21 protein-coding genes and 1 pseudogene are annotated in these 22,411 nt (G+C 39.6%); 7 read left to right on the top strand and 15 right to left on the bottom strand.

The features are described from left to right. Positions 1-108: 108 nt before the first annotated feature. Entirely contained in the window at positions 109-1,563 is a 1,455-nt protein-coding gene (gene gnd, locus GM698_RS03185) for a decarboxylating NADP(+)-dependent phosphogluconate dehydrogenase (RefSeq protein WP_176807506.1), read from the top strand. A 135-nt stretch (positions 1,564-1,698) separates the two neighbouring features. After that, positions 1,699-2,292, top strand: a complete 594-nt coding sequence (locus GM698_RS03180) for an SGNH/GDSL hydrolase family protein (protein WP_176807505.1) — start codon at positions 1,699-1,701, stop codon at positions 2,290-2,292. 69 nt (positions 2,293-2,361) lie between these two features. Here GM698_RS03180 and GM698_RS03175 read toward each other — a convergent pair whose 3' ends face one another. From GM698_RS03175 to GM698_RS03135, 10 genes and pseudogenes are all read right to left on the bottom strand, one after another. Beyond that, positions 2,362-5,226, bottom strand: a complete 2,865-nt coding sequence (locus tag GM698_RS03175; RefSeq protein ID WP_209289643.1) for a valine--tRNA ligase — start codon at positions 5,224-5,226, stop codon at positions 2,362-2,364. 16 nt (positions 5,227-5,242) lie between these two features. Beyond that, complete coding sequence (locus GM698_RS03170) at positions 5,243-6,316, bottom strand: hypothetical protein (protein WP_176812234.1); 1,074 nt, start codon at positions 6,314-6,316, stop codon at positions 5,243-5,245. A gap of 81 nt (positions 6,317-6,397) precedes the next feature. Further along, entirely contained in the window at positions 6,398-6,568 is a 171-nt protein-coding gene (locus tag GM698_RS03165; protein WP_167325175.1) for a hypothetical protein, read from the bottom strand. A 1-nt stretch (position 6,569) separates the two neighbouring features. After that, positions 6,570-6,872, bottom strand: coding sequence for a Fic family protein (locus GM698_RS10560; RefSeq protein ID WP_245189282.1), 303 nt, complete (start codon positions 6,870-6,872; stop codon positions 6,570-6,572). After that, a complete protein-coding gene (locus GM698_RS10555) occupies positions 6,832-7,218 on the bottom strand; it encodes a Fic family protein (protein WP_245189281.1) in 387 nt (128 codons plus the stop codon). Before GM698_RS10555 ends, GM698_RS10560 begins: the two co-directional genes overlap by 41 nt. Before the next feature lie 34 nt (positions 7,219-7,252). Further along, a pseudogene (locus GM698_RS03155) lies at positions 7,253-7,796 on the bottom strand (hypothetical protein). Beyond that, entirely contained in the window at positions 7,786-7,956 is a 171-nt protein-coding gene (locus tag GM698_RS03150; RefSeq protein WP_209289642.1) for a hypothetical protein, read from the bottom strand. Before GM698_RS03150 ends, GM698_RS03155 begins: the two are co-directional and overlap by 11 nt. Before the next feature lie 38 nt (positions 7,957-7,994). Next, positions 7,995-8,921 (bottom strand): restriction endonuclease, encoded by a 927-nt coding sequence (locus GM698_RS03145; RefSeq protein WP_176812236.1) that lies wholly within the window; start codon positions 8,919-8,921, stop codon positions 7,995-7,997. A 2-nt stretch (positions 8,922-8,923) separates the two neighbouring features. After that, a complete protein-coding gene (locus GM698_RS03140; protein ID WP_209289641.1) occupies positions 8,924-9,373 on the bottom strand; it encodes a GNAT family N-acetyltransferase in 450 nt (149 codons plus the stop codon). Beyond that, positions 9,367-9,804 (bottom strand): DNA polymerase III subunit chi, encoded by a 438-nt coding sequence (locus GM698_RS03135; RefSeq protein ID WP_159629092.1) that lies wholly within the window; start codon positions 9,802-9,804, stop codon positions 9,367-9,369. Before GM698_RS03135 ends, GM698_RS03140 begins: the two co-directional genes overlap by 7 nt. Positions 9,805-10,040: 236 nt before the next feature. Between GM698_RS03135 and lysM the strand changes: the two genes are divergently transcribed. After that, entirely contained in the window at positions 10,041-10,484 is a 444-nt protein-coding gene (gene lysM, locus GM698_RS03130; RefSeq protein ID WP_159629093.1) for a peptidoglycan-binding protein LysM, read from the top strand. A 67-nt stretch (positions 10,485-10,551) separates the two neighbouring features. Here the strand turns inward: lysM and GM698_RS03125 are convergent, their stop codons facing one another. The 3 genes from GM698_RS03125 to GM698_RS03115 all read right to left on the bottom strand — a co-directional run bounded on the left by GM698_RS03125 (position 10,552) and on the right by GM698_RS03115 (position 15,411). Then, the gene (locus GM698_RS03125; protein WP_176812238.1) at positions 10,552-11,079 is read right to left on the bottom strand and encodes a hypothetical protein; all 528 of its coding nucleotides are present in this window, start codon (positions 11,077-11,079) and stop codon (positions 10,552-10,554) included. Positions 11,080-11,177: 98 nt separating this feature from the next. Continuing rightward, the gene (gene rne, locus GM698_RS03120) at positions 11,178-14,111 is read right to left on the bottom strand and encodes a ribonuclease E (RefSeq protein WP_176812239.1); all 2,934 of its coding nucleotides are present in this window, start codon (positions 14,109-14,111) and stop codon (positions 11,178-11,180) included. A gap of 454 nt (positions 14,112-14,565) precedes the next feature. After that, entirely contained in the window at positions 14,566-15,411 is an 846-nt protein-coding gene (locus GM698_RS03115) for a cysteine hydrolase (RefSeq protein WP_209289640.1), read from the bottom strand. Between the two features lie 133 nt (positions 15,412-15,544). On the opposite strand from GM698_RS03115, the gene GM698_RS03110 reads away from it, so the two are divergent. Next, the gene (locus GM698_RS03110; protein ID WP_176807493.1) at positions 15,545-16,369 is read left to right on the top strand and encodes an AraC family transcriptional regulator; all 825 of its coding nucleotides are present in this window, start codon (positions 15,545-15,547) and stop codon (positions 16,367-16,369) included. A gap of 89 nt (positions 16,370-16,458) precedes the next feature. On the opposite strand, the gene ubiD is transcribed toward GM698_RS03110, so the two are convergent. Beyond that, the gene (gene ubiD / locus GM698_RS03105; protein WP_176807492.1) at positions 16,459-17,922 is read right to left on the bottom strand and encodes a 4-hydroxy-3-polyprenylbenzoate decarboxylase; all 1,464 of its coding nucleotides are present in this window, start codon (positions 17,920-17,922) and stop codon (positions 16,459-16,461) included. 136 nt (positions 17,923-18,058) lie between these two features. Here ubiD and znuA point away from each other — a divergent pair, with 136 nt between their 5' ends. After that, positions 18,059-19,021, top strand: coding sequence for a zinc ABC transporter substrate-binding protein ZnuA (gene znuA / locus GM698_RS03100; RefSeq protein WP_176807491.1), 963 nt, complete (start codon positions 18,059-18,061; stop codon positions 19,019-19,021). 103 nt (positions 19,022-19,124) lie between these two features. On the opposite strand, the gene GM698_RS03095 is transcribed toward znuA, so the two are convergent. Next, positions 19,125-19,442: a zinc ribbon domain-containing protein YjdM gene (locus GM698_RS03095; RefSeq protein WP_209289639.1), complete on the bottom strand. Its 318-nt coding sequence runs from the start codon at positions 19,440-19,442 to the stop codon at positions 19,125-19,127. A 204-nt stretch (positions 19,443-19,646) separates the two neighbouring features. Between GM698_RS03095 and rnr the strand changes: the two genes are divergently transcribed. Further along, positions 19,647-22,010 (top strand): ribonuclease R, encoded by a 2,364-nt coding sequence (gene rnr / locus GM698_RS03090; RefSeq protein ID WP_209289638.1) that lies wholly within the window; start codon positions 19,647-19,649, stop codon positions 22,008-22,010. A gap of 2 nt (positions 22,011-22,012) precedes the next feature. Further along, the gene (locus GM698_RS03085; RefSeq protein WP_176807488.1) at positions 22,013-22,279 is read left to right on the top strand and encodes a hypothetical protein; all 267 of its coding nucleotides are present in this window, start codon (positions 22,013-22,015) and stop codon (positions 22,277-22,279) included. Positions 22,280-22,411: the final 132 nt, after the last annotated feature.

Here is a 22,411-nt window from a genome sequence, read left to right as displayed (position 1 = left end):
ATAAGAGATAGTTTGATATTTACAAGCGGTCAAATTGATTAAATTTTTTGCAAAATTTTAATCAAATCCAACCGCTTGTACAGAATTAAAAACCAACAGGAGCAAAGAATGTCACAAAAAGGCGATATCGGCGTGATTGGACTCGCCGTAATGGGTCAAAACCTTATTTTAAATATGAACGATAACGGCTTTAAAGTCGTTGCCTATAACCGCACGACCTCAAAAGTCGATGAGTTTTTAGCTGGTCCTGCAAAAGACACCAACATCATCGGGGCGTATTCGTTAGAAGATTTAGTATCTAAGCTTGAGAAGCCTCGTCGTGTAATGTTAATGGTTCGAGCTGGTGAGGTAGTAGATCAATTTATTGAGGCGTTGGTACCCCATTTGGAAGAGGGCGACATCATTATTGATGGCGGTAACTCAAATTATCCAGATACTAACCGTCGTGTCCAAGATTTGGCAGAAAAAGGCATTCGTTTTATCGGTTCTGGTGTTTCAGGCGGTGAAGAAGGTGCACGTCACGGACCATCAATTATGCCAGGTGGTGATGAATCTGCGTGGCAATATGTAAAACCGATTTTCCAAGCAATTTCAGCAAAAACTGAGCAAGGTGAGCCTTGTTGTGACTGGGTTGGCCGTGATGGTTCTGGTCATTTCGTGAAAATGGTTCACAATGGTATCGAATATGGTGATATGCAATTAATCTGTGAAGCCTATCAGTTCTTAAAAGATGGTTTAGGTTTATCGTATTCTGAAATGCACGATATTTTCAAAGAGTGGCAAAACACGGAATTAGACAGTTATTTAGTGGACATCACCACAGAAATTCTTGCTTATAAAGATGAAGATGGTGAGCCATTAGTGGAAAAAATTCTTGATACGGCAGGTCAAAAAGGGACAGGTAAATGGACGGGTATCAATGCCCTTGATTTCGGTATTCCATTAACTTTGATTACCGAATCGGTATTTGCTCGTTGTGTATCGGCATTTAAAGATCAGCGTGTGGCAGCTTCAAGATTGTTCAACAAAGAGATTGGCAAAGTTGAAGGTGATAAAAAAGAGTGGGTGGAAGCCGTTCGCCGTGCGTTATTAGCTTCAAAAATTATTTCTTACGCACAAGGCTTTATGTTAATTCGTGAGGCATCTGAGCAATTCGGTTGGGACATCAACTACGGTGGCACAGCGTTATTATGGCGTGAAGGTTGTATTATTCGTAGCCGTTTTTTAGGCAATATCCGTGATGCGTATGAAGCAAATCCATACTTAGTGTTCTTAGGCTCAGATCCATATTTCAAAGAAATTTTAGAAAATTGCTTAGCGGATTGGCGTAAAGTGGTAGCAAAATCAATTGAAATTGGTTTACCAGTACCTTGTATGGCATCTGCAATTACGTTCTTAGATGGCTATACTTCAGAGCGTGTGCCAGCGAACTTGCTACAAGCTCAACGTGACTATTTCGGAGCTCATACTTATGAACGCACCGACAAACCACGTGGTGAGTTCTTCCACACTAACTGGACAGGCCGTGGTGGTAATACTGCATCAACCACTTATGACGTGTAATTAATTTTCCAAGCCATTTGATGTAAACATTAAGTGGCTTTTTTATGGTGAATTGTTGTTAATATATCTTGGAGTAAATATTTTCAAAGGTGTATAATAATGGAGTAATATTTCAAGACTATATAAGGAGAACCTATGCTAACCGATCAAGATATTTTTAATCGTTATCAAACTAAACAAGCTGAATTTGAGAAGCAAGCGGATATTACGCTTATCGGACACTCTTTGTTCGATATGTGGGACGATATGGAACAAGGTACGCCAAGTTTGGCAGGACAGAGCGTGGCGAATTTAGGTTTGTCCGGTACCAGCACCCGCCAATATTTAGATGTGATTATTAAGCCAAACCGTATTCAATATGTAGGCAAAAACGTCTTTATTTTTCTTGGTGTGAACGACATCGTTAAAGAGCCAGACTATTCACCAAAACAAGTGTTAGATTGGATTGAGGAAATTGTGGCAAGCCTAAAAGCTATTTCACCGGGTTCCCGCTATTTCTTGTTAGAGGCAACACCAGTTAATAATATCGCCACTACCGATAACCCAGCAATTAAAGAGATGAACGCCTATTTTGAGGCAAATTGCCCGTCTTATCTCACTTATGTGAAAAGCTGGACACATTTTGAAAATGAAGAAGGCAAGCTTGATCTGAACTTATGCCACGATGGCTTGCATTTTACTCAGGCGGGATATGATCGCTTAAAAGCGATTTTGGAAGCTAATTTATAGTTTTTAATAAAAGATCAAGCGGTCCAGATTTTTGCAAAATTTGATAAAATCCTGACCGCTTGTTATCAATTACAGTGCCTCAATTTCTTGATACTGCACCTGCAATTTCTCCAATCCACTCAGATACTCTTGCATTTTTTCACGCTCTTTGGCTATCACTTGCTCTGGGGCTTTCGCGACGAAGGCGTCGTTTGCGAGTTTGCCTTCAATACGAGCTACTTCACCTTTGAGTTTATCCATCTCTTTGGTTAAACGTGCCAGTTCGGCATCTTTGTTGATAAAGCCTGCCATTGGGATCAAGATCTCGCCATTTGCCACTAATTTCGCGACAGATAGCGGTGCGTTTTCGCCATTTTCCAGCACTTTCACGCTATCCAGTTTCGCCATTGATTTAAGCAAGACTTCATTGGCGTTGAGAATGGTGACTTCATCATTCGAGAAGTTACGAGCAATCAGATCTAAGCCTTTGCTTGGGGCGATGTTGCTTTCTGCACGAATATTACGCACTGCCACAATCACTTCTTTAATGAAGTTGATTTGGTTTTCGGCTTGTTCGTCAATCGTAAGCGGGTCAAATTGTGGGAATTTTTGCAACATAATGGTATCGGCGGAAATATCCAAGAAGCCTTTGACTTTCTGCCAGATTTCTTCGGTGATGAACGGCATTACTGGGTGGATTAAACGCAGTAATTTTTCCAACACATTTACCAATGTACGGCTTGCCCCACGGCGTTGTGCGTCGTTGCCTTTGAAGAAGATCGGTTTGGTTAGCTCTAAGTACCAGTCACAGAATTGATCCCAAGTGAACTCGTAGATCGCATTCGCCACCAAGTCAAAACGGTATTGCGAAAGCCCTAAACGAACAGCTTCTACTGTTCTATTAAATTGGCTTTGAATCCAACGATCTGCGAGGCTACATTCCACTTCGCCTTCGCTTAAATCGAGCTTGTCATTGGTTAGCACATAGCGGCTTGCATTCCATAATTTGTTACAGAAGTTACGATAGCCTTCAAGGCGTTTCATATCCCAGTTGATGTCTCGACCGTTACTTGCTAGAGCTGCAAGCGTGAAACGCAGAGCGTCCGTACCGTGTGCCACAATGCCGTCCGCAAATTCTTTACGGGTCGCTTTGGCGATTTTTTCGGCAAGTTGCGGCTGCATCATATTGCCTGTGCGTTTTTCCAAGAGATCTTCAAGGGAAATGCCGTCAATCATATCAATCGGGTCAAGCACGTTACCTTTCGATTTGGACATTTTCTGCCCTTGCTCGTCACGGATTAAGCCCGTTACATACACGGTTTTGAACGGCACTTGCGGTTTGCCGTTTTCATCTTTAATGAAGTGCATTGTGAACATAATCATTCGAGCAACCCAGAAGAAGATGATGTCAAAGCCCGTGATTAATACATCGGTCGGGTGGAACATTTTCAATTCTTTGGTTTGTTCTGGCCAGCCGAGGGTTGAGAACGTCCATAAACCAGAGGAAAACCAAGTATCCAGCACGTCTTCATCTTGTTTTAAGGCTAAATCCGCAGGTAAGTTGTGTTTTGTACGCACTTCGGCTTCATCACGAGCGACATAGACGTTACCTTGCTCGTCATACCACGCTGGAATGCGGTGTCCCCACCAAAGTTGGCGAGAGATACACCAGTCTTGAATATCACGCATCCACGAGAAATAAAGGTTTTCGTACTGTTTCGGCACGAATTGGATTTCGCCGTCTTCCACCGCTTTGGTGGCGACTTCCGCAAGCGGTTTCACGCTAACATACCATTGGTCGGTCAGCATCGGCTCAATCGGCACGCCGCCACGGTCGCCATAAGGCACTTTTAAGTCGTGCGGTTTGATTTGATCGAGCAAGCCTAAGGCTTCAAAATCCGCCACGATTTTTTTACGAGCCGCAAAACGCTCTAAGCCTTGATAATCAAGCGGTATGTTTGCGGTGTAATTTTGCAAAGGTTTGCCGTCTGTGCCGATAATTTCTGCTGTATCACGAATATCCGCATTTAAGGTGAGGATATTCACCATCGGCAAGCCGTGGCGTTTGCCCACTTCATAGTCGTTGAAATCGTGTGCTGGGGTAATTTTCACCACGCCGGTACCAAATTCACGATCCACATACTCATCGGCAATAATCGGAATTTCACGGTTGGCAAGTGGTAACACGACAGTTTTACCAATCAGCGATTGATAACGCTCATCTTCTGGGTGAACGGCAACCGCAGTATCGCCCAGCATTGTTTCAGGACGAGTAGTCGCTACCACCAAATAATCCAAGCCCTCAGCAGTTTTCGCTCCGTTAGCGAGCGGATAGCGGAAATGCCAAAGCGAGCCTTTGCTCTCTTTGTTTTCCACTTCCAAATCAGAAATGGCGGTGTGCAGTTTTGGATCCCAGTTTACCAAGCGTTTGCCACGGTAAATTAGGCCCTCTTCGTGCAGGCGAACGAACACCTCTTTCACCGCATTAGACAAGCCTTCGTCCATCGTAAAACGCTCACGATCCCAGTCAATCGAGTTACCGAGACGACGCATTTGCTGGCTGATCGTCCCGCCTGAATAGGCTTTCCAATCCCAAATTTTATTGATAAACGCCTCACGCCCATAATCGTGGCGGGTTTTACCCTCTTCAGCAGCGATTTTACGCTCCACCACCATTTGGGTTGCAATTCCCGCGTGGTCAGTGCCCGCCTGCCAAAGGGTATTGTTACCCTCCATACGGTTAAAGCGGATCAGCGTATCCATTAAGGTTTGCTGGAACGCGTGCCCCATATGTAAGCTACCTGTCACATTCGGCGGCGGAATAGCGATACAGTAGCTTGGTGCATTAACATCTTCGCTCGGTTTGAAATAGCCTTGCGATTCCCAGTGTTGGTAGAGCGCTTGCTCTACGGCGGAAGGGTTAAAACGGTCTTCCATTGTGAATTGTTTTGTCATTGGGGTTTCTCTATAATTAATTACTACCTAAATTTTTTAATTTATCTGCTAGCTCATCCATCCTTGTGTATGTATGATCTAAATATTTTTTATAGGTAAGAGAGATCAAATCTATAATGGAAATTTCTTTTATTGAAATAGATATCTCATTTTCTTTCACTTTGATCTGCTCTTTGGAAATAGTTCTACTTTTATTCTTTGTTACAACCCAAATTTGTTTATCGGCATTACTACTTAATAAGATTTTTTCTTTAATATTCTTATCAATACTATGCGATTGATATGTATATTCGATTTGTATATATTCATTACAGATCTGATTAACATAATTTTTTAATTGAACTTCTTTGATCTTTTTCCATTCAGTATTGAGAGTGCAATCATATATTACCTCTAATCTTGGGGTATTAGTTGAAGCGTTATATACTTTAAACATTCCATCAGGTTTGCCTGCAGCATTATTTCGAGGTATTGCATAGAGTTCTGAAACACCTAATAATCTAAAAATAAATAAACAGAAATCTTCAAATTCATCGCCTTTTTTAATATGTTCAAAGCTATCTAAAATTTTACTATTGAGTTCATCTGCCAGTGCTTTTGTATTGATTGCTTTTAGTACAACTTTAGATACGTCTTCAATGGGATTACTAGGTTTGCTATGAATTACTAAATTTTGTGCAAAATATCCTTTTTCATTAACAATAGGTTTAAAAGAAACTGTATCACCTATTTTAAGTTTACTGATTTGTTCCTCAGTCAGGGTTTTCTCATAATATGATGCTGAACAAACAAAATCTTTCTCTTGCTGTTCATTGACTTTGTTGATAATTAAATTTTCCTTTATGCTTTTGATTGTTGAAGTAACACTTATTATTTCTAAACTATTTGCATAAAGGTAATTTCCTTTTTTTGTGATATTAAATCTAACTTTAGTACCAACAGTTAAAATTTCTAACTCTTTTGCTGAGAAACATTGTTCATAAAAATACTTTTTACAATAGATGTCTTGGTTATTATTAATGCCATTAATAATAATTTCACCCTTTATAAGATCTATTGATTTTATTGTTGATTCTAAATTTTCAGACATAACCCCTCCAGTTAATGCTTTTTCACAAAAATCTCTCAAAATTTATCTGTGCTATGCGTTCCATAGTAGAAAATTCTTAGATTATTGTGCATATTTAATCACTTTTTCTGTACCGTCCGGATAATGCTGGATTAAATCTCCATTTTCTCGGCGATACGTCAGCACTTCGTGCTTTTTCTTTTCTTCAAACCACGCGGTAAAGAGAATATCCAGCTCTCGTTGTTTTTTGAGTAATTCTTCACGGCTTGTCATTTTATGTCCTATGTTTCAAAATCGCCAAATACCTTTCCAATTCAGTTAATTCATACCGACTAATCAATTCAACCAAACTACTGATATCTTGCTGATTTTTATGGAAATCATCAAAACATTGGTAATAGTTTGCTCGATGGGTAAATTTTATATCCACAGGCAAATAGCCGTGTTTCAATAATTCAAAGTTAATCAGTAATCGCCCAGTTCGCCCATTGCCGTTAATAAATGGATGAATGCTTTCAAAGGCTAAATGTAACCAACTAATCGCCTCTAATTCGCACCGGAATTTTGCGATAAACACCTCGGCTTTCAGCATTATTCATTAATACCAACGAATGAATATCTTTAATCGTTCGCTTGCTCAACGGTTCATTATTGGCAACTAATGCATAAATATAATTAAACGCATCTTTAAAACCGATAATATCCAAATGTTCCCGCAGCGGCTTTTCCGCAATCGTCATTCCCTCTTTTAAAATCAGCACGGTTTCACGCAAGGTAATCGTATTACCTTCAATCGCATTGGAATTATATGAACTTTCGATAATAAATTCTTCACGCAAACGCTTTACTTCGGATTCAGAAAGCGGGCGATATTGCGTAAGCTGATTTTTTAGCTGATCGATTTGGGCTAATTTATGATTCATTTTGCAAATTTTCCTAGAAATCTAACCGCTTGTACTACATAACCTTAAATCCTAAGTCTGATAACTCATCACAAAGATCACCACACCATTTTGGCAATTTCACTGAAATTTGAATAATCTGTTTATTTGTAATCTGCAAAATCAAATTCGGCTTTGTGTCTGAATTATCATAAATCAGCGTTTCATCATTGATAAAAATCGCATCAATAAAATGTCCGCCGGTTTTCACTCGTGCCTTTACCCGTTCAATGTTAATATCAGGGTCATCAACACCAATATAATTTAATCGAGTTCTGAAATTTTCTGCTTTGGCATTTTCCATTCTTTTTAAAATAGACTTGCCAGAAAGCGTGGATTCCATTGAAAACGCAATCTGATTTTTTACCGCAAATTGAAATAACTCAATCGCTTTTCTGCCTGCTTCAATATCGGCTAATCTTGGATTAGTCGGGTTAATCTGCATCGCAATATTATCGGAATCAATCACAATTTCGACTTTATCTTGATTAAAAAAATCGTAAAGTAGATTTTCCAGCCCCGTTTGTGCCACAGTAAAAAATTGCCAGATTATTGTGCATATTCAATCACTTTTTCCGTACCATCTGGATAATGTTCAATCAAATCCCCATTTTCACGGCGGTAGGTCAGCACTTCGTGCTTTTTCTTTTCTTCAAACCACGCAGTAAAGAGAATATCCAGCTCACGTTGTTTTTTGAGTAATTCTTCACGACTTGTCATTTATATCCTCCTAAATAAAAGTGGCTATCTAAAACTATTTATAATTCAGTATAAAAACTTTCTAATTGGAAAGTCGTTATAGGCTTAATATAAAGTTGATATTTTTCAACTAAGTCAATAATTTTATCGCCATTGATAAGTGTAATTGGGCGTTGTCCGCTTCTTGCTCGTTCTATTCCATCTCGGGTAAAGTCTGCGGTAGTAATAAAAATACCGAACTCAGCATTGCTATATGACATTGCTCCTGCAAATTTATCAATTTCGGGTGTGCCAATTTTAGTATTATCATTCCAACGTTTAGCCTGAATAGCTACTCGAGTAGTGCGAAACTCGTCAGAAGTGATGTAACCATATCCATCCAAGCCTCCATCTCTACTAGCGGATACACCTTTACTTTCATCAATATCTACACCCATTTTCTTGACTAAGGCACGGCAGAAAATTTCAAACTTTTGTGGAGGCATTGAAAAGAGAAGCTGTTTTAATTGAGCTTTCCATTGTTCAGAACTATTAATGATCTCACTATCATCATCTTCATCAAACTCTTCATTTGGAATAGAAATATTTATTTTAGCTTGATTAATTTTACTTCTGGCTTTCCAGGCTAAATTGGAAATTGCATAAACGTCTCGATCAAGATTATTTTTAAGATGATCTATATTACAAGTGAGTCCCTTTTGTGTTAAAACAAGCACACCTCTTTGTGGACGAGTTAAGAAGCCTGCCATTTCTAAATTAGTAATACTAAAATTTAATACAAAGTAAAAAGGGCGATAAGTACCATCTCTTTTATTTCTTGGTTTTGTTTCTTCAATAATATACTCGGGAATTTGATTGACGGATTCTTTCAGCTCTTTAATCAACTCTTTCTTTTGTGCTTCGCCACCAAGATTTTGAAGTATTTTAACAAGAATAGGCATTAGAAATGCTTCTTGCTGTTTTCTGTTCATTGCTTCAAATTTCATTTCTATTCCTTTGCTAGAATCATATCCAAATGCTCAATCCCATCTTCCAAATATACGCCCGAAATTGCCCGAAAACCAAAGCTCTCATAAAACTCTTGCAGGTAGCTTTGGGCTTGGGCGTGAATTGGTAGGCCTGAGAAATGCTTTCGGCTGTAATCCATCGCTTTTTGTACTAATTCCCTTGCTAAGCCTGCTCTACGATATTCTTTCACTACTAATACTCTGCCGAGGTGAATGCCATCTGAATCGGGGATTAAGCGACAGTAAGCGGTCAGATTTTTTGCATTTTTTGCAAAGAAATGCACCGCTTGCAAATCTTTATCATCAACCTCTTGATACGGGCAATGTTGCTCTACCACAAAAACTGCTGTGCGAGCTTGGTAGATTTCAAACAGCTCTTGAGTAGAAAGTTGCTTAAAAGTCTTAATTTGCCAATTTAGGGTGTTTAACATTGCACCGTTTCCAACTGCCAGCCTAGTTGGCGATATTGTTTATAGCGTTCACGAGCTTGTGCTTTAGCGGTTTCTTCAACTGGCACAAAATCAATAATGTGATGGAAGCTGTTAATAAAATCGGGGAGATCTGTTTGTAGCGAGATGAGTAAGTCTCGATGTTGTGCGTTGCGTTTGCCTTTCCAAGAAATTTCAATCGGTGTTGGGTAAGCCGTGATTTCTCCCGATAAATTATGTGGCACAAAGGAATCAGGATCTCTTGCCCAAAGTGCTTCGTCAATATTCAGTGCTTGTTGTTCTGTTTCACAGGCAATAAGCACGCGCTTACCTAATCGCCAAGCTTTAGCTGCCAGTTCGCAAGCCTGATCTTCAGCGGCTGAAATGTTGGCTGAATCGGTTTGGCTTAAAAGATAAAATTGCACTTGTTTCACAGAATATTCCTAGAAAATCTAAAAGCTATTTATGCCTTAGATTTTAGCTGAAAATCGAGGAAATATAAAATCTAAGCCGCTATTTTTGCAAAAAATATCCGAAAACGCACCGCTTGTATTAGGATTAAAGGTGGAACTAATTACATTTTGTTTGTTCTAAATAGGTAATACACTATTTCAATGGTAGGAAATGTGTAGAATGTTACTCTTATTCAATATTTTATAAGGAATTTACTATGGGTTTATTTGATTTTGTGGGCGACATCGGTCGTAAATTATTTAACAAAGAAGAAGATGCGTCAAAAGCGGTAACTGAGCATATAAGCCAAGATAATCCAGGCGTTGAAAATATGAACGTAACGGTTGAAAATGGTGTGGCGAAGATTTCTGGTATAGCCTCAACGGCAGCTGCTGTGGAAAAAGCGGTATTAATGGCAGGAAATGTGGCAGGTATTACTAATGTAAATATCGATGCTATACAACTTGCAAGAGAAGCGCAGTTAGCTGGCGATGATGAGTTCTATGTGATTCAAAAAGGCGATACATTATGGGAAATCGCAGCAAAAGCATACGGCAATGGTGCAAAATATAAGGCGATTGTTGAGGCAAATAAAGAAGTGATTAAAGATGAAAACAAAATCTTCCCAGGTCAGAAAATTCGTATTCCGAAAAATCTATAAATAAGAAAAGAGCTAAACTTATTAGAGTTTAGCTCTTTTTTATCAAAACAGAAATGTATAAATAAGATTATTTATTTTCTATAGCTTGTTTCACTTCTTCTATTTTCTCTTTTGTTGTTTCTTTTAACTCGGCAGCTTTTTCAATGACTGTATTTTTTGCTGCTTCAGCTTTTTCCGCGGTAGCTTGTGTGGCATCTTGGGCTGCTTGTTTTAATTCAGCTGCTTTAGTGTCTGTCGCGGCTTTTGCTTCTGCTGCTTTTTCAACAATTGCATTTTTTGTTTCTTCAGTTTTATCTGAAGCAGTTTGTGTAGCATCTTGTACGGCTTCTTTTAATTCTGCCATTTTAGCATCCGCCTCTATTTTTGCTTCTGCTGCTTTTTCAACAACTGCATTTTTAGTTTCTTCTGTCTTATTAGCGGTTGATTGAATAACTTCTTTCGTTGCATCTTTAACTTCAGTTGCTTTTTCAGTTACCGCTGCTTTAACTTCATCTGCTTTATCTGATGTTGTTTTTGCTGATTCTTTTGCTTGATCGCAAGCTGCAAGTGCCAATGTGGCACTTAACACTAATAAAGATAAAAAGGTTTTTTTCATTCCGAATTCCTTAAATTAAAAGTAAACACATTTTGTTAATGTATTTGCTTAGTTTAATTAAACTATAAAAAGTTCAATATTAAAAAATGGCTAAATGTTTATTCAACACCCGTTGAGCGAGGAGCGGACTGCACTTGGCTCACTGCACCGCTGTAGCCACCGAAACCTTTACCGTAGAAATAGTATTTAGAATTTTGCCATTCGGTGATAGCAAAAGTGTCTAAATTTTCGGTTGGTAGTGTGGTCACTGTCATTTCTGCTTTGGTGTGTTCAGCACGAGAGAATGTGCCTAATCGACCATTAAAACTATAGCTACCTTCATAGTTTGAAACTGGTATTTCAATCGCTTGTTGTGGATCTGCTTCAATGGCTGGTGCAATAGTTGCCTTTGATTGGAACTTGCCAACACGCTCATTCTTTTCTTTAACTAAATCACGCTCAGAAAGTTGGGTGACCACATTGCCAAATGGTGCAATATGTTCTTTTACTTCTGCTTTTTGCACGTCTAGTTCAGACGTTTTTTCTGCTGGTGGATTGGCTTGTTCTGCTTGCTTTTCCTTAACCAAATCACGGTGAGTTGGCTGTGTTACAAATCCACCTAGCGGGCTCACAGAATGGGCTTTCTTTTCGGTTACTTTTTGCTTTTCTTCAAGAATAGATTTTTTCTCTTGTTGTTCAAGCATCTGATCAACGGATAAAAATTGTGCTTTTTCTTCTGTTTTTACGGGGGTTGCAAATTGTATCCAAACTTTACCGCTAGCAAGTTCAGGGGAAGCAACTGCTGCCACTAATGGTATTGACGGAGCTAGGTTGCTAGGCTGATTTTCACGGCGACGCTGATTACCTACACGTAAGTGGCGAGGTAAACGACGCTGGCGGTTGTTATCACGAGTTTCTGTGACTGTTTCTGTTGTTGCTACAAGCGGTTGAATTTCCATATTTTTTTGCACTTGTTCAACATCATTCACTTTAACGGTGGAAGTGTCTGTTTTTGAAAGTGCTACATTTTCACTTGAGGCATCTGCCGTTTCTACTCGGACTTTTTTGCGTAACTCACGGCGTTGGCGACGCTCAGTTTGATTTTGCTGATGATTCGTACGGCTTGTTTGAGTTTCAGTTACAGCTGTGATTTCTTCTACCACTGCACGGCGTTGTTTTTTCTCAGTACGAGCTGGTTTTTCTTCTTGTACAACTGTTTGAGTCTGTTGTTTACGCTCTTGATTTTCAGCCTTAGTCTGACGGCTAGGGCGTTCACGGCGTTGGCGACGATCACGATGGTTGCGTGTTTTCGCTTTTGGTTTTTTCTCTTCTTCTTCCTCTTTGAACCAGGCTTTAATTTTTGTCATTAAACGGCTTAGTAACGATGGCTTAGTCGGTTTTGCTGGCGTTGGAGCTGATTGGAGATTTAATTCCGTGCTTTGTAATACAGATTCAACGGTAATAACGGGCTCATTACGAGTCACTAAAACATCATCTTGTTGGTGATGGTGATGACAGTGTTCTTCTTCAGAATGATCTTCGTAATGTTTAGTTAAATCATAACTTAGAGTTGGCGTTACTTCATTTTCACGCAGACGATACACTGCAAAGTGCGGGGTTTCCATACTTTCAGATGGCACAACCATAATTTGAACATCGTGGCGTTTTTCAATGCTTGAAATCGTTTTACGTTTTTCATTTAACAAATACGTTGCAATTTGTACTGGCACAATTGTATGAACTTGAGCCGTGTTTTCTTTAATTGCCTCCTCTTCCAATAAACGTAAGATAGAAAGCGCGATAGATTCATTATCACGGACTTTACCTGTTCCCCGGCAGCGAGGGCAGATATGCGATGATGCCTCACTTAACGAAGGGCTTAAACGCTGACGGCTCATTTCAAGTAAGCCGAAACGAGAAATGCGAGCAAATTGGATTCTTGCACGGTCTTGGCGAGTCGCTTCACGAATGCGGTTTTCTACTTCACGCTGGTGGCGAATAGGTGTCATATCAATGAAATCAATGACAATTAACCCGCCTAAGTCTCGCAAACGTAATTGACGAGCAATTTCATCTGCCGCTTCTAAATTGGTATTAAGTGCTGTTTCTTCAATATCGCCACCACGGGTTGAACGTGAAGAGTTAATGTCAATGGCTGTCAGTGCCTCAGTGACATCAATCACAATTGAACCGCCAGACGGTAAACGGACCTCACGTTGGAAAGCTGATTCGATTTGTGATTCGATTTGATAGTGACTGAAAAGCGGTACTTCGCCTTCATACAAACGAACTCTGTTGATGAAATCTGGGCGAACCAAGCGGATGTGGTTTTTTGCTTTTTCAAACACTTTTTTGTTATCGATGAGTATTTCGCCAATATCACGGCGTAGGTAATCACGAATTGCACGCACAATCACATCACTTTCTTGATGGATTAAGAACGGAGCAGGGCGAGATTCTGCTGCTTTTTTAATTGCATCCCAGTGATGCAATAGCACTTTTAAGTCCCATTGTAACTCTTCTGGCGATTTGCCTACACCAGCGGTACGTACGATTAAGCCAACATCTTCAGGCACATCTAGGCAGTCTAAAGCCTCTTTTAATTCTAAACGCTCATCGCCTTCAATACGACGAGAAATACCACCCGCACGAGGATTGTTTGGCATTAACACTAAGTAGCTGCCAGCAAGTGAGATAAAAGTAGTTAGGGCTGCACCTTTATTACCACGCTCTTCTTTGCTGACTTGAATGATAACTTCCTGCCCTTCTTGGATAATATCTTTGATATTTGGACGACCATTAAACACATAGCCTGATGGGAAGTATTCACGGGAAATTTCTTTTAAAGGTAGGAAGCCGTGGCGTTCTGCACCATAATCTACGAATGCTGCTTCAAGGCTTGGTTCAACACGGGTAATTTTACCTTTGTAGATATTTGATTTTTTCTGTTCGTGGCCTGGACTTTCAATATCCAAGTCAAATAAACGTTGCCCATCAACAAGGGCAACACGCAACTCCTCTTTTTGAGTTGCATTGATTAACATTCTTTTCATTGTGTTTTCTCATTATTTTGATTTTTATACGGGCTTTTACCCATTTCACAGGAATTATTTTTTGCGTCTATCTCACGACTGTCTAAATTCCCAATAAAAAGTGCGGATATTTGTCTTACGTTTACTTTTTCTTGTCTCAAAGAAACTGCAAAATCAATCACTTATAGTTGGTAAAACGCTTTTACAAGCGGTTATTTTCACTTAAATTTTTGCAATTGTTCTGTTGCTTTTTGCAGGCAAAAATAACGGTGTATTATCGCATTTTACGCCTTTTAAAAGCAAGGTAATTATTCAATGGTAGCTGTTATTTTATGGGTATGAATATAGCAAAAGTCGAAATAGGAGAATTAAAGGAAAAATGAGATTTGTTGTAAATATTGGGAGATAAGAATGATATAAAAGCGGTTAAATTTGCAAAAAAAGAGCGAAATTCAACCGCTTGTAAGGCATAATATTATGCTTTTGCTGTCATTTTTTTCACTGCATCTTCAGTGGTCCATAGGTCATTAGCGATAATGCGATAGTTAGTTAATGCGGCAAGATAGCCGTCACCTTCAGGAATACGGGGACCTGCTGTTGCATCTTTCACAACTGTGACTTCAAAACCTTGTTCAATTAACTCACGCAAATGTGAATCAATACATAAGTTTGCAGCCATACCAGCTAAAATAACTTGGTCTATCTTACGTTTACGAAGCTGTAATACTAAGTCATTAGTTTCTGGGCCAAAGACTTTATGTGGAGAGGTAATCACCGTTTTGCCATCAAAAATGTATGGTTTATACTCAGGCATAAAATCCGCACCTGAGTTTTCGAAGCCCTCCATCGTGTATTGTCCTTTTCTTGCAAACATTCCGCTATCGTGCATAAAATGTTCGCCTGGCGAACCAAATTCCCATTTGTGGTCGGTTGGGTAATAATAGTGTGGCGAAACAAATGTTGGCATATCTACCGCTTTTGCTGTTTTGAATAAACTTTCAATGTTGGCTACTGTGTTATTCTCTTTGATAGAATCACCTAACACGCCCCACATAATACCTTTCGGACTTAGGAAATCAATTTGTGGATCAACGATGACTAATGCCACGCGTGTTGGATCAATCGTCATTCCATGACGTTTTAAACCATATTGTTCTGGCTCGGCATAAGGTGATTTTTCTACAGTGGCTTGTTTGGCATTTGCACTTGAGGCAATCCCTAATGCACCTAATACGCCAGCTGCCATTGCAATACGAGAGCCGTGGTTAAGTGCTTGACGGCGTGCTTGGTTGATTTCTTCAAATTGTGCTTGTGACATCATTACTCTCCCAATTAAATTAAATAGATATACAAATTGTAACGATAACTTGTGTTATCGAACGGATTGCTATTATAGTGGCTACATATATTTTGTTTTAACCGTTCGTCTTGATTGTTTACCCAAGGAGCTTAATGTGGATAGTTTGACACACCTTTTTACCCAATTTCAGTTTCGTACGGATTTATTTCATCTTGGTCAGTTATGTCAAATTGGGACTTTTAATGAAGAGAATAAGGGCTATTTACATTTTGTGCGTCAAGGGCGTTTTATGTTAAATCAAGCTGCTGAACGTCCTCTTGCGATTGAACGTCCAGCGATTATTTTTTCACCGACCAATATTTTGCACAGTTTGCACCCCTTAGATGATAGTGGGTTAGATATCTTCTGCATTAATTTTGATTTTGGGAAAGGGATTCGAAATCCATTAACGCATACCTTGCATAATATTGTGATCTTAGATTTGGTAGAGTACCCTGAATTAGGCGTTTTAGCCGATCAAATTTTTAGTGAAGTGAATCAGAAAGGCTGTGGTTATCAGGCAATAATCCACCATTTGTGTGCTTATTTTACGTTGAAAGTCGCCCGTCAATGTTTAGAAAAAGGGTATATTCAGACTGGTTTGTTAAAAGGTTTGGCTGATAAGCAACTAGGGAAAGTGCTCTTAGCCATTCATAATGCACCAGCACAAGATTGGAATGTTGAGGATTTAGCAAATGTTGCATTGATGTCTCGCTCACGATTTGCAGCTTATTTTAAACAAATTATGGGTATTTCACCGATGGATTACCTCACCAACTGGCGACTTGCAGTGGCACAACATTTATTAAAAAAAGGTATGCCAGTGGCGTTAGTGGCAGAGCAGGTTGGATACAGCCATAACGCTGCACTCAGCCGTGTTTTTATGCGAGAATTAGGACTTTCGCCAACCGAATGGCTGGCACAAAATAAAGAGACGTAACATTATTCGAATCGAATGTAGAGCAGAAGGGTAAAAATCTTAAAAAATTTAACCGCTTGTTTATGTTTAACAAGCGGTTAAATATTGCCCTAAATACCAAGGGAATCCCAAATCTCATCAACGCGTTTTACCACATTGTCATCTTTTTCGATGGGTGTTCCCCATTCTCGGGTGGTTTCTCCGGTCCATTTATTAGTAGCATCGATGCCCATTTTGGATCCTAAACCAGCAACTGGAGAGGCAAAATCGAGGTAATCAATTGGCGTGTGTTCAATCATTGTGGTATCTCGAGCGGGGTCGCAGCGGGTAGTTATTGCCCAAATCACATCTTTCCAATCACGAGCGTTCACATCGTCATCGCATACAATCACAAATTTGGTATACATAAACTGGCGAAGGAACGACCAAACCCCCATCATCACTCGCTTGGCGTGCCCTGCGTATTGTTTTTTGATTGTCACCACCGCAAGGCGATAGGAGCAGCCCTCTGGCGGAAGATAAAAATCCACAATTTCAGGGAATTGTTTCTGCAAAATTGGAATAAACACTTCATTCAACGCTTCGCCCAATACCGCTGGTTCATCAGGCGGTCTGCCTGTGTAGGTGCTGTGGTAAATGGCATCTTTTCGCATTGTGATATGCGTAACAGTAAATACGGGGAAATATTCCTGTTCGTTGTAGTAGCCCGTGTGGTCGCCATAAGGGCCTTCAAGGGCGGTTTCATTGAGATCAATATAACCTTCTAGCACAATTTCCGCACTTGCTGGCACGTCTAAATCGTTAGAAATGGATTTCACCACTTCCGTTTTATGCCCACGCAAGAGCCCTGCAAACGCATATTCCGAAAGCGTATCGGGAATTGGCGTGACCGCTGCCAGAATGGTCGCAGGATCTGCCCCAATTGCTACTGAAACAGGAAAGGGTTTATCAGGGTTTTCTGCTTTCCATTCTTGGAAATCCAATGCTCCGCCACGGTGAGAGAGCCAACGCATAATCAGCTTGTTTTTGCTGATCAACTGCTGGCGATAAATACCTAGATTTTGCCGTTTTTTGTAAGGGCCTTGCGTGATCGTTAAGCCCCAGGTGACCAGTGGGGCAACATCGCCTTTCCAGCAGTGCATAATAGGCAATGTGGTTAGATCGACCTCATCGCCCGTAATCACTATTTGCTGACATTCCGCTCTGTTTAACACTTTAGGTGGCATATTGAGAATTTGTTTCCATTGCGGTAATTGCCCGATTAAATCTTTAAAGCCTTTTGGTGGTTCGGGCTCTTTTAAAAAGGCGAGCAGTTTGCCTAGCTCACGCAGGGCTTTGGTATCTTCTTGCCCCATTCCCATCGCCACACGCTTTGGTGTGCCGAATAAATTGCATAACACAGGAATTTGGCTCCCTTTCGGGTTTTCAAAAAGTAATGCAGGCCCGCCTTTGCGTAAGGTACGGTCTGCAATTTCCGTCATTTCTAAATAAGGATCAATTTCTTGTGTAATACGAACCAAATCGCCTTGTGCCTCAAGTAAATCTAGGAATTCTCGTAAGTTTTTATATTTCATAGCGGTCATATTTCTGAATTTTTTTGCAAGTATATAAAAAAAAGCTGATGAAAAATACCCATAAAAAAATTATAGAAATTTTGTTTGGTTTTGTTAGAATAGCGGCACTTTGACTTAATAACAAAAGAGGAATTTTATGTTTAAGAAAACATTAATTGGTTTAGCCGTTTTAGGTGCTAGTGTTGCTCAAGCGGACGTATTAACCAGTATCAGACCTTTAGGTTTTATTGCCAATGCGATTACTGATGGCGTAACTGAAACTAAAGTATTATTACCCGTAACGGCTTCTCCGCATGATTACAGCTTGAAGCCATCAGATGTGAGCCAGCTGCAATCTGCTCAATTAGTGGTTTGGGTAGGTGAGGAATTAGAAGGTTTTTTAGAGAAAAGTATCGATAAATTACCGAAAGAGAAAGTATTAACGCTTGAGAATGTGGACGCGATCGAAGAGCTAGTAGAAAAAGCGAGCGATAAAAAAGAAGATGATCACGACCACGATCATAAGCATTCGCACGGCCATAAACACGAACACAAAGGACATAGCCACAAGCACGATCACGATGATCACCACGGTCACAGCCATGATGAAGACTGGCACATTTGGTTATCTGGTGAGGCAAGCGAGTTAATTGCTGAACAAATTGCAGAGCGTTTAAGTGAGCAGTTGCCAGAACAAAAAGCGAAAATTGCGGAAAATCTTGCAAAATTTAAAGCAAATTTAACCGCTAAAAAAGCAGAAATTGCAAAGCAACTTGAGCCAGTTAAAGCAAAAGGCTATTACACTTTCCACGATGCTTATGGCTATTTTGAAAGAGAGTATGGCTTAAATTCATTCGGTTCGTTTACGATTAATCCAACCGTTGCACCAGGTGCGAAAACGTTGGCAGCAATTAAGAAAAATATTGCTAAAAACAAAGCACAATGTTTATTTGCTGAGCCTCAATTTACGCCGAAAGTGATTGAAACTCTAGCAAGAGAAGCAAAAGTGAGCGTAGGTCAGCTAGACCCGTTAGGTGCTAAAGTTCAATTAAGTGCAAATGCGTATCCTGAGTTTTTGCAATCTTTAGCCGATGAATTCAGCCAATGTTTATCAAAATAAGCTAAAACAAACCCCATTTAAGCTCATTTAAATGGGGTTTGTTTTTTATACCATAGGTAAATGCAAAATGTTAACGAAAAAAGACCGCTTGTCGCGAAATAGATTAGGCTTTTTTCAAGAATTCGGATTTTAGCATAATTTTACCACAATCTACGTTATGATCGCCTTGTACTAAACGTATCCCTTTGAATTTGCTTCCTTTTTTTAGAACTTCTGAGGAGCCTTTTAATTTTAAATCTTTAATTAAGAGTACATCGTCTCCATCAAATAATAAGTTGCCATTACTATCTTTTACAATTAATTGCTCTTCTTCAGTAGCTTCCTGGCCATTCCATTCATACGCACAATCTGGGCAAACAAATTGAATAGAGTCGTGATAAGTATTTTGGCTTTTGCATTCAGGGCATACAGGATATGTCATAATATTTCCTTAAATAATGATTAGAGACGTTATTATATAGTAAAAAAGCGTGAAAAGATAAGCGGTCGATTTTTATTAAAAATTTGCAATTTTTGATGTGATTAGCTAAAGAATACCTTTAAATATTAGGGTTTATGTTGATTTTTTAGCACAGGAGCGATAAAGTCGGTCAGTCATAAAGATTAAGTCATAAAGGAGGCCGCTATGATAGTCGATCCTAATTATCAACAAGAATTAGAAAAATATGAAAACCCAGTACCGAGCCGAGAGCTTATTTTAAATACCATTCGTGGGCATAACGCCCCAATGAGCCGTGATGAGCTATTGAACGTTTTCCATATTTATGATGAGGAGCGTATTGAAGGCATTCGTCGCCGTTTACGGGCAATGGAAAATGAGGGGGAGCTGGTTTTTACCAAAGGTAAACGTTATGCCTTACCTGAAAAGATGGATTTATTGAAAGGTACAGTAATAGGTCATCGTGATGGCTATGGTTTTCTACAAGTTGAAGGCCACGAAAAACTGGCTACAAAAAGTGAGGATTGGTTTATTTCTAACTCACAAATGGCCAAAGTAATGCACGGTGATTTTATACTCGCACAACCTAATGGCACAGACAGACGCGGGCGTAAAGAGGTACGGATTGTGCGTGTGCTTGAAGCGCGTAAAAAACAGATTGTTGGTCGCTTTTTCCTTGAAAGTGGTATTGGCTTTGTTGTGCCAGATGATAGTCGTATTAATCAAGATATCTTAATTCCTGAAGAACACCGTATGGGTGCAAGAATGGGGCAGGTTGTGGTTGTACAATTGCAAGAACGCAAAGCAAGTTTTAACCGCCCTGTTGGTTTTATTACCGAAATTCTTGGTGATAACCTAGCACCAGGTATGGAAGTTGAAATTGCCTTACGCAACCACGATATTCCACATATTTGGCCTGAAGGCGTAGAAAAACAAATTCGTCAATTTACTCGTGAAGAGGTGCCAGAAGAAGCCAAACAAGGGCGTATTGATTTACGCAACTTACCGTTGATGACAATTGATGGTGAAGATGCACGTGATTTTGATGATGCGGTTTTTGCGAAAAAAGAGGATAACGGTTGGCGTTTATGGGTGGCGATTGCTGATGTAAGTTACTATGTTCGCCCGAAAACGGCGTTAGATTTGGAAGCGTTCAATCGGGGTAACTCGGTTTATTTCCCAAATCGAGTGATTCCAATGTTGCCAGAGGTGCTTTCAAATGGTTTATGTTCATTAAATCCGCAAGTTGATCGCCTTTGCTTGGTTGCGGAAATGTTGGTTTTGCATAACGGAGAGCTGCTAGATTATAAGTTCTACGAAGCAGTAATGAATTCACACGCTCGTCTCACTTACACCAAAGTCTGGAAAATTTTAGAGGGTGATGAAGCCCTGCGTGAGCGTTATGCTTTATTAGTGCCGCATATTGAAGAACTTTATGCGATGTTCCAAACCTTAATTAAAGCACGCCAACAACGTGGTGCGATAGAATTTGAAACCATTGAAAATAAATTTATTTTCAATCCACAAGGACGAATTGAACGCATTGAGCCACTTATTCGTAACGATGCTCACAAATTGATTGAAGAGTGTATGATTTTAGCCAATATTGCGGCGGCACGTTTTGTCGAACAAGCTAATGAGCCTGCTTTATACCGTATTCACGACAAACCGAGTGAAGAAAAATTACTGAGCTTTAAATCGTTTGTGCGTGAATGTGGATTAACGTGGGAGGTGGGGTTAGATCCACAACCTAAAGATTATGGTATATTGTTAGATCAGATTGCTGAGCGTGCCGATAAAGAGTTAATTCAAACTATGTTACTTCGCTCGCTTAAACAAGCGGTTTATGCCGCAGATAACATCGGGCATTTTGGTTTGGCATTAACTGAGTATGCCCACTTTACCTCACCCATTCGTCGTTATCCCGATTTATTGTTGCATCGAGGGATTAAGTATTTAATTGAAAAAGGCAAAGGTAATACACGTCATTATACCGATGGCGGTGGCTATCACTACCAGTTAGATGATATAGATGAATTTGGCGATAAATGTTCAGCAACCGAACGTCGTGCTGATGGGGCCACTCGTGATGTAGCAGATTGGCTAAAATGTGAATTTATGCAAGATCACATCGGCGAAGAGTTTGATGGGGTCATTTCAAGCGTAACAGGCTTTGGTTTATTTGTGAAACTTAACGAACTGTTTATTGATGGATTAGTTCATATTTCAACTTTAGATAACGATTACTACCATTATGATGCAGATAGACAGCGTTTAGTTGGCGGAAGCGGTACGATTTATCGTTTAGGTGATGCCGTTCGAGTTAAAGTTATCAGCGTGAATTTAGACGAAAAGAAAATTGATTTTGAGTTACTTACCGAATATAACCGTAACGGTAAAACGGCTAAGAAAAAGTCGAAAGCAGCAGCCAAACCCATTTTTAAAGAACCGAAAACGTTAAGAAAATCTAAGAAAGCTGCAGGGCAAAAGGCATCAAAATCTGCAAAAGAACCAAAGAAAACAACCGCTAGTAAGCCAGCTAAGAAGTAAAAATGGATTATAAAAAACAGATTTTATACAGCATTTTGTTTGCACTGTTTATGGCAATGATCAGTTATGTTGTGTTCACTTATCAGCCTTATGATTGTAGTGATTTGACTAAATTGACCGATTATCAGCGTTTGGACTGTCGCACCGAGGAAGTTTTAGGTGTTTATTACTGGCTACCTCATACTACGACTTTGTTTTTTTGTTCTATCCTATTTTACTGGGCTGCATATGGTTTGCTAGCGGTGATGAAGTCACTATTAAAACGCTAACAAGCGGTTTAATTTGATCAAAAATTTGCAACTCATTATATAAGACCTATCTTCTCGGTAGGTCTTTTGTTTTGCTCCGTTTGTAAAAGAAGATAAAACTCCTTGATAGATGTACCACTAATAGATAAAATC

Source organism: Mannheimia sp. ZY171111, from assembly GCF_017750945.1.
In the GTDB taxonomy this organism is placed as follows: Bacteria; Pseudomonadota; Gammaproteobacteria; order Enterobacterales; family Pasteurellaceae; genus Mannheimia; species Mannheimia pernigra.
The sequence above is the reverse complement of the archived record's forward strand: the minus strand, read 5'-3'. Positions and strand labels throughout refer to the sequence as shown.

Coding starts and splice junctions, on each gene's coding strand:
- gnd (WP_176807506.1), top strand. CDS start 109: ATGTCACAAAAAGGCGATATCGGCGTGATTGGACTCGCCGTAATGGGT.
- GM698_RS03180 (WP_176807505.1), top strand. CDS start 1,699: ATGCTAACCGATCAAGATATTTTTAATCGTTATCAAACTAAACAAGCT.
- GM698_RS03175 (WP_209289643.1), bottom strand. CDS start 5,226: ATGACAAAACAATTCACAATGGAAGACCGTTTTAACCCTTCCGCCGTA.
- GM698_RS03170 (WP_176812234.1), bottom strand. CDS start 6,316: ATGTCTGAAAATTTAGAATCAACAATAAAATCAATAGATCTTATAAAG.
- GM698_RS03165 (WP_167325175.1), bottom strand. CDS start 6,568: ATGACAAGCCGTGAAGAATTACTCAAAAAACAACGAGAGCTGGATATT.
- GM698_RS10555 (WP_245189281.1), bottom strand. CDS start 7,218: ATGAATCATAAATTAGCCCAAATCGATCAGCTAAAAAATCAGCTTACG.
- GM698_RS03150 (WP_209289642.1), bottom strand. CDS start 7,956: ATGACAAGTCGTGAAGAATTACTCAAAAAACAACGTGAGCTGGATATT.
- GM698_RS03145 (WP_176812236.1), bottom strand. CDS start 8,921: ATGAAATTTGAAGCAATGAACAGAAAACAGCAAGAAGCATTTCTAATG.
- GM698_RS03140 (WP_209289641.1), bottom strand. CDS start 9,373: ATGTTAAACACCCTAAATTGGCAAATTAAGACTTTTAAGCAACTTTCT.
- lysM (WP_159629093.1), top strand. CDS start 10,041: ATGGGTTTATTTGATTTTGTGGGCGACATCGGTCGTAAATTATTTAAC.
- GM698_RS03125 (WP_176812238.1), bottom strand. CDS start 11,079: ATGAAAAAAACCTTTTTATCTTTATTAGTGTTAAGTGCCACATTGGCA.
- rne (WP_176812239.1), bottom strand. CDS start 14,111: ATGAAAAGAATGTTAATCAATGCAACTCAAAAAGAGGAGTTGCGTGTT.
- GM698_RS03115 (WP_209289640.1), bottom strand. CDS start 15,411: ATGATGTCACAAGCACAATTTGAAGAAATCAACCAAGCACGCCGTCAA.
- ubiD (WP_176807492.1), bottom strand. CDS start 17,922: ATGAAATATAAAAACTTACGAGAATTCCTAGATTTACTTGAGGCACAA.
- znuA (WP_176807491.1), top strand. CDS start 18,059: ATGTTTAAGAAAACATTAATTGGTTTAGCCGTTTTAGGTGCTAGTGTT.
- GM698_RS03095 (WP_209289639.1), bottom strand. CDS start 19,442: ATGACATATCCTGTATGCCCTGAATGCAAAAGCCAAAATACTTATCAC.
- rnr (WP_209289638.1), top strand. CDS start 19,647: ATGATAGTCGATCCTAATTATCAACAAGAATTAGAAAAATATGAAAAC.
- GM698_RS03085 (WP_176807488.1), top strand. CDS start 22,013: ATGGATTATAAAAAACAGATTTTATACAGCATTTTGTTTGCACTGTTT.